The 11372-nt window shown below is 56.1% G+C and carries 8 protein-coding genes; 4 read left to right on the top strand and 4 right to left on the bottom strand.

What is annotated here, in order from left to right; genetic code table 11:
• Positions 1 to 70: 70 nt before the first annotated feature.
• Complete coding sequence (locus ACMGGR_RS06540; RefSeq protein ID WP_246758073.1) at positions 71 to 1642, top strand: TerC family protein; 1572 nt, start codon at positions 71 to 73, stop codon at positions 1640 to 1642.
• 84 nt (positions 1643 to 1726) lie between these two features.
• Here ACMGGR_RS06540 and asmA read toward each other — a convergent pair whose 3' ends face one another.
• From asmA to udk, 3 genes are all read right to left on the bottom strand, one after another.
• Positions 1727 to 3553, bottom strand: a complete 1827-nt coding sequence (gene asmA / locus ACMGGR_RS06535; RefSeq protein ID WP_414148446.1) for an outer membrane assembly protein AsmA — start codon at positions 3551 to 3553, stop codon at positions 1727 to 1729.
• Between the two features lie 90 nt (positions 3554 to 3643).
• Positions 3644 to 4237: a dCTP deaminase gene (gene dcd / locus ACMGGR_RS06530; protein ID WP_246757831.1), complete on the bottom strand. Its 594-nt coding sequence runs from the start codon at positions 4235 to 4237 to the stop codon at positions 3644 to 3646.
• An 85-nt stretch (positions 4238 to 4322) separates the two neighbouring features.
• A complete protein-coding gene (gene udk / locus ACMGGR_RS06525) occupies positions 4323 to 4964 on the bottom strand; it encodes a uridine kinase (protein WP_246757832.1) in 642 nt (213 codons plus the stop codon).
• A 273-nt stretch (positions 4965 to 5237) separates the two neighbouring features.
• On the opposite strand from udk, the gene ACMGGR_RS06520 reads away from it, so the two are divergent.
• The 3 genes from ACMGGR_RS06520 (at position 5238) to yegD (ending at position 10340) form a co-directional block, all read left to right on the top strand.
• Positions 5238 to 5867 carry a phosphatase PAP2 family protein gene (locus ACMGGR_RS06520; protein ID WP_246757833.1) on the top strand — a complete coding sequence of 210 codons (630 nt, stop codon included), beginning with the start codon at positions 5238 to 5240 and terminating at the stop codon, positions 5865 to 5867.
• A gap of 146 nt (positions 5868 to 6013) precedes the next feature.
• Positions 6014 to 8644 (top strand): diguanylate cyclase, encoded by a 2631-nt coding sequence (locus ACMGGR_RS06515; RefSeq protein ID WP_414148445.1) that lies wholly within the window; start codon positions 6014 to 6016, stop codon positions 8642 to 8644.
• A 343-nt stretch (positions 8645 to 8987) separates the two neighbouring features.
• Positions 8988 to 10340 carry a molecular chaperone gene (yegD, locus tag ACMGGR_RS06510; RefSeq protein ID WP_414148444.1) on the top strand — a complete coding sequence of 451 codons (1353 nt, stop codon included), beginning with the start codon at positions 8988 to 8990 and terminating at the stop codon, positions 10338 to 10340.
• Here the strand turns inward: yegD and ACMGGR_RS06505 are convergent, their stop codons facing one another.
• A complete protein-coding gene (locus ACMGGR_RS06505) occupies positions 10341 to 11300 on the bottom strand; it encodes an aldo/keto reductase (RefSeq protein ID WP_414148443.1) in 960 nt (319 codons plus the stop codon).
• Between the last annotated feature and the right edge of the window lie 72 nt (positions 11301 to 11372).

Here is an 11372-nt window from a genome sequence, read left to right as displayed (position 1 = left end):
ATTATTTGTTGAATTATGTGACATCCCCTATCATCATGGCGTTTCCTTAATCTGTATGAGTGAACTTCTGATGTTTGAATGGATCGTCGATCCGTCAATCTGGGCTGGCCTTGTCACCCTGATCGTATTAGAGCTGGTGCTGGGCATTGATAATCTTGTCTTTATTGCCATTCTGGCAGAGAAACTGCCGTCCGCGCAGCGTGACCGCGCCCGCGTCACCGGCCTGCTGCTTGCTCTGGTCATGCGCCTGCTGCTGCTGGCCTCTATTTCCTGGCTCTCTTCGCTGACCTCTGCCCTCTTCGTCGTGGCCGGACACGCTTTTAGCGCGCGCGATTTAATTATGCTGCTGGGCGGTGTTTTCCTGCTGTTTAAAGCGACCATAGAGCTGAATGAAAGGCTGGAAGGTAAAGATGAAGATGACAATCCGCAAAAACGCGGCGCGCGCTTCTGGCCGGTTGTCGCGCAAATAGTGGTGCTGGATGCCGTCTTCTCGCTTGATTCAGTGATTACCGCTGTAGGCATGGTCGACAGCCTTGCGGTAATGATGGCGGCCGTGATTATCGCTATTTGCTTAATGTTGCTGGCCAGCAAACCCCTCACCCGCTTCGTTAACCAGCATCCGACTATCGTTATTCTTTGCCTGAGCTTCCTGCTGATGATCGGCTTTAGCCTGGTGGCGGACGGCTTTGGCTATCATATTCCTAAAGGCTATCTCTATGCCGCGATAGGCTTCTCCGTGATTATCGAAGCGCTGAACCAGCTGGCGCATTTTAATCGCCGACGTTTTCTCTCTGCCAAAGCCCCGCTGCGCAAGCGCACCGCCGAAGCCGTCCTGCGTCTGCTGCGCGGCGGTCACGAGCAGACAGAGCTGGATGCTGAAACCTCCTCGCTGGTGGCCGATGCCAGCAGCCAGGCGATTTTCAACAAGCAGGAACGCATGATGATTGCGCGCGTGCTCGGTATGGGCCAGCGTACCGTAAGCAGTATCATGACTTCCCGTCAGGATATCGTGTCGGTCGATCTCAGCGAGTCGCCGGAGAAAATTATGGCGATGCTCGATCAGAACCAGCACACGCGGATGGTGGTCACGGAAAACAGTGAAGATCCGCTCGGCGTTATTCATGTGATTGACCTGCTCAAGCAGGCGCTGCACGGCGACAGCCTGGATATCCGCGCGCTTATTCGTCAGCCGCTGGTGTTTCCGGAGCAGCTTTCTCTGCTGCCGGCGCTGGAGCAATTTCGCAACGCGCGCACGCATTTTGCGTTTGTGGTGGATGAGTTTGGTTCGGTGGAAGGCGTGGTGACGCTCAGCGACGTGATGGAAACGATAGCCGGTAATCTTCCCAATGAAGGAGAAGCTATCGATCCTCGCTACGACATTCAGCAGAACGCGGACGGGAGCTGGACAGCCAACGGCCACATGCCGCTGGACGATTTAATTCTCTACATTCCTTTACCGCTGGACGAAAAGCGCGAGTACCACACGCTGGCCGGTCTGTTAATGGAACATATGCAGCGCGTGCCGCAGGAAGGCGAAGAGATTCAGATTGAAGACTATCTGTTCCGCACGCTACAGGTTGAAAACCATCGCGTGCAGAAAGTACAGATTATCTCTCTGGTGCAGGAAGAAGAAGCCTATTAACCAGCCCTGACGGCGGAAAAATCCGGCACCCGCCGGGCCTACGGTAAGCGCCAGGGATGGCGCGCCTTACCTTTCGTTAACGCTCTACAGATCCTTAATAAGCTTCTGCACCGAGCTGTTTTTGCCATTTTGCGGATTTTTTTCCGACCACTCTTTAAGTCGTTTTTTCGCCTCATCCTGCAGCTGCTGGCGCAGCACCTGATCGATTTGCAGCGAATAGTTCAGTCCGTTCCACGGGCCATAAATGCGTAAAGGCACGGCGGTTTGCTGTAAACGGCTCACCAGCTCGCTGTCACCCTGCCAGCCCTCGGTCACGGTGATGCCAAAATTCATATCCGCCTGCTGCTTCGCCAGATCCACCGTTCCTTTGCCGCTGTAGTTCAGCATGGAAGCGCGTCCCTGCATATCGACAAAGGCGAGCAGCCCGTTTTGCAGCATCATTTTCCCCGTTATCTGCTGGAAATCGTTATCCGGGGACGAGGCAGCATGAACGCGGTTGCTGCTGCGCTCTACCGCTCGCTGGATCATGCGCTGGAAGTTCAGCCCCGATATCAGCGCGTTATTCAGGCTTAACTCCGCACTCCCCTGCCATGCTCGTTTAAAAGCGGGAACGGTCAGGCCAGTACCGCTAAAACTGCCGTTCAGCGTCACGTCACCGCTCAGCGAAGCTGGCATCTCAAATGCCTGCAGCAGCGGTGCGACGGCAATATTTTGCAGCGAGGGGTTAAGGGTTATCCGCGTTTGTGCCTGACGGAAATCCACGCTGCCGGGCAGAGAAAAATGCCCGTTACCGGCCTTACCGCTTAGCGTAGAGAGAGTAAGCAGGCCGTTATCATTGGTAGCCTGAAACGCCACCTGGTCAAAGGCCATGCCCCGCCAGCGCATCTTGTCCACCGCTATCGCCAGCTTGCCGTTGAACTGATTAAAGGGCGAACTGGCGTTATCGGCTTCTACCTGAGCGATAACCGGCCCCGGGCCAGAACGCTGGGCCTGAATGCCTTGCCCGTTGTTGCCGCCGACCTCCAGCCCTAACAGCGAATCCATATTCAGCAGCGGCGCGTGCAGGTCCAGGTTAATCTGTGGACGGCCGGCCAGCGTTCCGCTGGCGCTGCCGCTTATCTGGCTGTCGTTCAGGCTCAGCGCAATATCTTTCAGGCTGAAAGCGTTATTATCACTCCAGTCGGCCGCCAGCTTCGCCTGCCCTTTAACGCCTTCACGCGGCAGATCGACGCCGCTCAGCTGGTAATCCAGCTGATTAACCAGCGCGGAAAGATGTTGTGGATAGCGGCTAAGATCCGCATCGGCGTTCAGGTTTATTTGCAGTTCGCGCTGATCGCGGCTGATACGGCTGCTTAGCTCGATATGGGCTTGACGCTGTTTCTGCGACAGCTGAAGGTTTAGATCGCGCACGTTGAGCTGTTCGCCGCTGTCCTGCTGCCAGACCAGCAGGCCGTCCGCTATCTGCAAATTATCAATATCAAACGTCCAGCGCTGGGAAAGCGGCGACGGCGGTGCCGAATTGGCCGGGCCTTTTGGCGCGTTAGCGGGACGCGCGCTTTCGCTGTCAGGCGTCAGGCGAACAACGGCGTCTTTCAGCAGGACCTGTTTGACCGCCAGCTGGTGGGAAAGCAGAGGAAGTAGCTTAACGTCGAGCCGCATATTGCTGGCGCTGACGAAAGGCTGTGCCGCACCGGGCGCGGTCAGCGTCATCTGGCCGGAAAGAATGCTGAGCTGCGGCCAGACGTGCCAGCGCAGGTCGCCGTTCATCGCCAGGTGATAGCCGCTGCGCTGCTCGACCTGCTCAGCCATATAGGCGCGAAAATCATTCGGATTGACCAGCAAAACCAGCGCCGTCATTCCGGCCACAACGACCACCAGCAAAATGGCCAGCGTGGTGATAAATCTCTTCATGCCTTCCCCTTATTGCTTGCACTTCTTACGACGTCATCCACTAGCCGCAGCGCAAAAGGTGGCGTGACTCAGCACCTTTCCCTGCCGCCTTTACGCGCTGTCCTGATCTTTATCGATGCGGCTGGCATCCGCGCCCTGCTGACCTTTATATTTAGCATCCTGGCGGCGGTTATAAGGACGGGCCGCCGGTGCGGAAAGCGGTTCAAAGCTTAGCGCGCCAATCAGCATGCCTGGCCGCAGCGCCAGCGGCAGCTTACCAGAATTATAGAACTCCAGCACGATACGTCCCTGCCAGCCCGGATCGATACGGTGCGCGGTCACGTGAACCATCAGGCCAAGGCGAGCCAGCGACGAGCGGCCATCCAGCCAGCCGACCAGGTTATCGGGAATAGTGACCGACTCAAGCGTCACGGCCAGCGCCAGTTCGCCAGGGTGCAGAAAGAAAGCTTCGCCTTCCGGCAGCACGATTTCATCGCTCATTACCCGGTCAAGCGCCGCGCTGACTTCGTCTTTCGGGCCGCTAAGATCGATGTAGGCCGCGGTGTGGCCGCGGAAAGTTCTGAACTGGTTGCCCAACCGAACGTCAACGGTAGCGCCGTTAATCCGTTCTACCGGCGGACGCGGGGAAATGTCGAGCTGGCCACTGTCAAGCCAGGCTTCGATATCGCGGTCGCATAATCGCATGAAGTACTCCACTGCTGTAAAGGTGCGGGATAACGCTGACCGGCCGCTTCCTGCGCAGGACTCCGGTCAGCGAAGCAAAACAGGTCTATTCGAAGAACTGATTGATTTTTGCCTTCAGGATATCAATCGCGATGCGGTTTTTGCCGCCGCGCGGCACGATGATATCGGCATACTGTTTGGAAGGCTCAATAAACTGCAGGAACATCGGGCGAACCGTTTTCTGATACTGGGCCATCACGGAGTCCATTGAGCGGCCACGCTCGTTGACGTCACGTTTCATGCGGCGCATCAGGCAGATATCCAGCGGCGTATCGACGAAAATGGAGAAATTCATTTCGCTGCGCAGGCGGGCGTCCGTCAGCAGCAGTATGCCTTCCAGAATAATCACCTTTTTGGGTTTCAGCTGGATGGTCTGCGCGGTACGCGTATGCTCAACATAGCTGTAAACCGGCAAATCGATAGCCTGGCCGGCCTTCAGCATCTGTAGATGCTGCAGCAGCAGGTTATGATCCATCGCGCTGGGATGATCGTAATTCGTTTTTACCCGCTCATCCATAGTCAGATGGCTTTGGTCTTTGTAATAAGCATCCTCAGGGATAACACCAATATTTTCATCACCAACCCGATCGCGCACTTCACGATAGAGCGTACTGGCAATAAGACTTTTTCCCGAGGCAGATGCGCCGGCGATACCTACGATGACGCACTGATGCGACTTGTCAGTCATAAAATTAAAGACCTGATTTGTGTCTGAGACGATGGAGAGGATGTTTTCGCGCGTAATTATAAGGATTTCGGGATGTTGATGCCAGCGAAAAGCTTTTAAGACTTTCCCGTTATGCCTCTGTTCGCTCTGCCGTTAAACTAATGACCAGTTTCATCTACCGGCCCGGACGCCTGTGGCGGCATTCGTCATCATTTGCGGCTGGCCTGACGACGCAACACGGCATATCATTCTTCGCCGGCCTGTCGGTTCAATTTACAATAATAAGGAAACAGCGTGTTCTGGCGTACCGTGCATATTTTAACCTATTTTGGCGATAGCATGCTGCTTATCCCAACGGCTATCGTTATGGCTGGACTGATTGGCTGGAAAAACAGCGACCGGCGTGCTCCTCTCTACTGGGCGCTGGCCTTTTGCTCTGCTGGCGCTATCGTCAGCCTGTCGAAAGTGGCGTTTATGGGCTTTGGCATCGGCAGCGCCTGGCTGAATTTTACCGGCTTTAGCGGCCATACCGCTATGTCCGCCACGCTATGGCCGGTAATGCTGTGGCTGCTTAGCGGTCGTTTGTCCCCCTCCGGCCGCGCGCTGGCCGTTGCCGTCGGTTATGCCATCCCGGTAATGGTGGGCGTTTCCCGCCTGGTGCTGGATTATCATTCGGTTAGCGAAGTGGTGGCTGGCCTGGTGCTGGGCTTTACGCTGAGCAGCGCTTTTCTGGTCAGCCAGCGACATGCGCGGCTGCAGGGTTTTTCCGCCGTGCAGCTCTGTATTGCGCTCTTGCTGCCGCTTCTGCTGCTGAGCCATGGTCGCCTCGCCACTACCCAGTGGTTTTTACAGCGTCTGTCGGTGCAGATAGCCGGTATTGATCATCCCTGGACACGCGCAGACTTACTGAAGCTGCGGCAGTAACCGGCGCGCTTAACAATCGTAAACAATTCAATCGACCGAACAGAGCGATCTTTTGAATTAGCGCAGGCAATCAAAAATGATTGTGTTAGCATGCCTTAAGTTACCTGGTACGGGCTGGCCGACTTCTGTTGCCTCGCTGGATATTTATGACGACTGATACTTTTCTCTCTGCTGGCCGCTTTTCTTTTCCCTGGCTCAAAGGCGCGGCTTTTGGCTTGCTTTCCTTTGTTCTGACGCTGTTCTGCCTGGAACTGATTAAGGTCAGCGTACAGATTTCGTCACTGTGGCTTTCCACCGCGTTGATGACCATGATTGTCTTCCGCCAGCCCATCCATACGCTACCCGTCCTGCTGGGTAGCTGTATTATCGGCATCTTTGCGGCCAATTTCCTGCTGGCGGATCGCTCTGCCATCGTGTGGATGTTTCCGCTGATTAATTTGCTGCAGGCGCTGCTGGGCGGTGCGCTACTGCGTATTCTGCTGAATAAAAAGACCCCGCTGGATTCGCTGCTTAGCTGGAGCAAGATGGTGGTCGCCGTCTGCATTTTTACCCCGCTGGCCGGTGCGCTGCTGGCCTGCTGGGTACAGAGCTTTTCTGGCCAGGCCAGCCTACACTTTTTTACCACCTGGGCGATATCCGAAACGATTGGCATGCTGGCGCTGGGGCCGGTTGCCCTGCTGTGGCACCCCGAAGAAATACGCCGGTCGCTGAACCAGAACGCGCTATTCGAAACGCTGTTAACGCTCATTATTACGCTGGCGCTGAACTACTGCGCCTTACGCTATCTTCCCTGGTCTTTTACCTTTGTGATGGTGGTGCTGTTCTACAGCGCCGTGCGGCTGCCGCGTTTTTCTGCCTTTATTATCTTTCTCGCCACGCTGATGATGATGACCATGCTGCTGGCGCTGAATCAGCTGCTGCACTATGCGGATAACGTTTCGGTGGTCAATAACGTGCCCTGGCTGCCGCTGCTGCTGGCGATTGTGCCTGGTCATATGATGACGCTGGTGATGCACTCGTTTCGCGAAGAGAAAAAGCTCATCTCGCAAAGCGAAGCCCGTTTTCGTCACGCCATGGAGTACTCCGTTATCGGCATGGCGCTGGTCGCACCGGAAGGCCGCTGGCTACAGGTTAATAAATCGCTGTGCCGCCTGCTGGGCTATCGGCAGGAAGAGCTGACTAATATGACTTTCCAGCAGCTGACGCATCCTGAAGATCTGGCTTCCGACGAAGGGAAACTGAACGCCTTACTGGAAGGCGAAATCGATACCTACAGCCATGAAAAGCGCTATCTGCGCAAAGATGGCCAGGTTGTCTGGGTGTTGCTGGCCGTTTCGCTGGTACGCGACACGGACTGGCGGCCGCTCTACTTTATTTCCCAAATTGAAGATATCACCGACCTCAAGCAGACCGAAAAGGTCAACCGCCGTCTGATGCAGCGTATTACGCTGGCTACCGAAGCAGGCGGTATCGGCGTCTGGGACCTGAGCCTGAAAACCGGCAAAATGAGCTGGGACAAACGCATGTTTGAGATCTACGGTCTGCAAGAAGAAGGCCAGGCGACCTACCTTACCTGGGTCAACAGCCTGCTTCCCGCAGACAGGCAAATGGCCATTGACGCTTTCGACGAAGGAATTAAACAATCCAGGCCGGTGGATTTGGTATTTCGTATCGTCACGGAAAAAGGCATTCGCTTTATTCACAGTCATTCAACGCTGGTTTTTGACGACGGCGGCAAAGCAGAAAGGATGCTGGGTATCAACCAGGACGTGACCGCGATGCGTCAGCTGACCGATGCGCTTTATCAGGAAAAAGAGCGGATGCACATCACGCTGGACGCCATTGGCGAAGCGGTGATCAGCACCGACCAGGAGATGCGCATCATTTTTATGAATCCGGTGGCGGAAATGATGAGCGGCTGGACGCAGGAAGAAGCGGAAGGACAGCCCGTCAGCACCATATTGCGCATCACGCGAGGCAACGACGGCCCGCCGATGGAAAATCTACTGCTGTGCGAACTGCCGCTCAGTAAATCCGTTCCCGACCTGGAACAGGAGCTGGTGCTGCATAACCGCAGCGGCGACCGTTTTGATATTCACTACAGCATTACGCCGCTGAAGACCCAGGAAGGCGAAAACATTGGCAGCGTGGTGGTTATTCAGGACGTCAGCGCCTCCCGGGAAATGATGCGGCGGCTGAGCTACGGCGCTTCGCACGATATGCTGACGCGCCTGCCCAACCGGGTGAGTTTTGAACAGCGCCTCAAGCAGCTGTTGCAGTCGGCCAGGCAGCAGCAGCGTCAGCACAGCCTGATTTTTATCGATCTGGATCGCTTCAAGGCGGTCAACGATAGCGCTGGTCACGCTGCGGGCGACGCGCTGCTGCGGGAAATATCCAATCAGATGAAGCAACATCTGCGCGGTAATGACGTGCTTGCCCGCCTGGGCGGCGACGAGTTTGGCGTGCTGTTGCCGGACTGTGCGCTACGCGAAGCGCACGAGCTGGCGACTCGCCTGGTGGAGGCCGTCAACCACTACGCTTTCGTGTGGGACGGCCAGCTGCACCGGATTGGGGCTAGTGCCGGCCTGACTTTGCTGAATAAAGATAACTGTCACGACAGCGACGTGATGGCGCAGGCAGATCTGGCCTGTTACAACGCCAAGCACAACGGCCGTGGACAGGTCTCCGTATATGAAGCCAGGCTGCTGGAGACGGTTCCGGTGCCGGAAAAGGGCCAGGCCCTGCCGCTAAACGATAAGCGCCAGAAGGGTTTTTAAGCGCGCAGCGCTGGGGCTTAGAATGAATCTTTAAGCGCGCAGCGCTGAGGCTTAGAATGAATCTTCAAGCTTGCAGCGCTGAGGCTTAGAATGAATCTTTAAGCGCGCAGCGCTGAGGCTGAAAATGGATCTTCAAGCTTGCAGCGCTGAAAATTAGAATGGATCTTCAAGCTCGCAGCGCTGAGGTTTAAAATGAATCTTTAAGCGCGCTATGTACGGCTCAGACGCTTTACTCTTCTCTCATGGTTTCCTGCACATTGAGTTTGTCCCTCATCTGGCGCTTGCTCTCCCGTCGGCCCTGGGCTAAAGTCGCCCCCTTTTTTTATGCTCGTGGAGGGGATAAATGTTTATCGGCTTTGATTACGGTACGGCAAACTGCTCGGTAGCCATCATGAAAGAGGGTGTGCCGACCCTGCTGCCGCTGGAGAAGGGTTCCAGCCTGCTGCCCTCTATGCTCTGCGCGCCAACGCGCGATACGGTCAGCGAATGGCTGTTTCGCCATCACCAGGTGCCAACGCCGGAAGCGGAAAACCAGGCAATTTTACGTCGCGCCCTCGCTTTTAACCGCGAAGAAGATATTGAGGTTACGCCCGCAAGCGTGCAGTTTGGTCTGGCTTCGCTGGCACAGTATATGGCCGAGCCTGAAGATACCTGGTTTGTAAAATCCCCTAAATCCTTTCTGGGCGCCAACGGCCTGAAGCCGCAGCAGGTCGCCTTTTTTGAAGATCTGGTCTGCGCCATGATGCTGCATATTCGCCAGCAGGCTGAAGCGCAGCTCAATGACAGCATCAGCCAGGCGGTGATTGGCCGTCCGGTTAACTTCCAGGGGCTGGGCGGCGAAGAAGCCAACCGCCAGGCGCAGGGCATTCTGGCTCGCGCCGCAAGCCGGGCCGGTTTTAAAGAGGTCGAGTTTCAGTTCGAGCCTGTTGCCGCTGGCCTGGAGTTTGAAGCCACGCTGAAAGAAGAAACGCGAGTGCTGATCGTCGATATCGGCGGCGGTACCACCGACTGCTCCATGCTACTGATGGGCCCACAGTGGCACGATAAAGCGGAACGTCAGGAGAGCCTGCTGGGCCACAGCGGCTGCCGCGTCGGCGGTAACGATCTGGATATCATGCTGACGTTTAAAGAGCTGATGCCGCTGCTGGGCAGCGGCGGCATGACGCAAAAAGGCATCGCCCTGCCCGCGCTGCCGTGGTGGAATGCCGTTGCGATCAACGATGTCCCGGCGCAAAGTGATTTTTACGCAACTGCCAGCCGTAAGCAGCTACAGGATTTAATCCGCGACGCGCAGGAGCCGGAAAAAGTGCAGCGGCTGTTAAAGGTATGGCAGCAGCGCCTGGGCTATCGTCTGGTCCGTGCGGCGGAAGAGAGCAAAATTGCGCTGTCTGAACAGGCGCTGGCGAGGGCGGAGCTGGATTTTATTGAGTCCGCGCTGGCGACGGAAATCAGCACTGCACAGCTGAAGGCCGCGATTGCCCAGCCGCTGGAACGCATTCAGGAGCAGGTAAAGCTGGCGCTGGATGAGAGCGGCACCCGGCCGGATGTCATCTATCTGACGGGAGGCAGCGCCCGCTCGCCGGTACTGCGGCAGGCGCTGACCCAGCTGCTACCGGATATCCGGCTAACCAGCGGCGACGATTTTGGTTCCGTTACCGCTGGCCTGGCTCGCTGGGCGCAGGTGATGTTTCGTTAATCAGTAGCTGCTCGCTTCGGTCAGTTTGTTTACCGCCTCATCGCTAAGCTTAAGCGCTGCGGCCTTGCTTAACTCTTCCAGCTGAGTCAGCGAGGTCACGCTGACGATGGGTGCCGTAATGCTCGGGCGAGCAATCTGCCATGCCAGCGCAACCTGCGTTGGCGTGGCGTGATGCGCTTCGGCCACGCTATCCAGCGCTGCCAGAATGCGCAGGCCGCGATCGTTAAGGTATTTTTCCACTACGCCTTCGCCGCGTTTGCTTTTGCTGGCGTCCGCTTTGCTACGGTATTTGCCGCTTAAAAAACCGCTGGCCAGAGAATAGTAGTTAATCACGCCCAGCCCATTTTGCTGCGCCACCTTTTCCAGTCCGCTTTCATAATCCTGGCGGTCATAAAGGTTATATTCCGGCTGCAGCGTCTCATAGCGGGAAAGTCCCTGTTCTTCACTGATTTTCAGTGCTTCCGCCAGGCGGTCTGCGCTATAGTTGGAAGCGCCAATCGCGCGCACTTTACCCTCTTTAATCAGCGCGTCGAAAGTCGCCAACGTTTCCTGCAATGGCGTGTCGCTGTCGTCGCGGTGCGCCTGGTACAGGTCGATATAGTCAGTTTGCAGACGCTTTAGCGAATCCTCTACCGACTGGCGAATATAGGCAGGTGCCAGACCGGTTTTCCCTTCGCCCATATCCATGCCGACCTTGGTCGCCAGCACAATCTTGTCGCGCTTGCCGCTTTTTTTCAGCCAGTTACCGATAATCGTTTCTGATTCGCCGCCCTGATTGCCCGGCGCCCAGCGCGAGTAGCAGTCGGCGGTATCGATAAAATAGAGCCCCTTTTCCACCAGCGCGTCCAGCAGAGAAAAAGAGGTGGGCTGATCGATGGTCCAGCCGAAAACGTTGCCGCCAAACGTCAGGACGGGAACCTGCAGACCAGAGCGGCCCAGCGTGCGATGTTGTAAACTCATTTTTATACTCCTGTATTGAAAGGGTTTATCAGATGCAGTTTAGCGTAGCAAATAACCGGGCTGCCGTTTTGT

Origin of the sequence: Erwinia sp. BNK-24-b (genome assembly GCF_047456155.1) — a bacterium.
GTDB classification, from domain to species: Bacteria; Pseudomonadota; Gammaproteobacteria; order Enterobacterales; family Enterobacteriaceae; genus Erwinia; species Erwinia phyllosphaerae.
The sequence above is the reverse complement of the archived record's forward strand: the minus strand, read 5'-3'. Positions and strand labels throughout refer to the sequence as shown.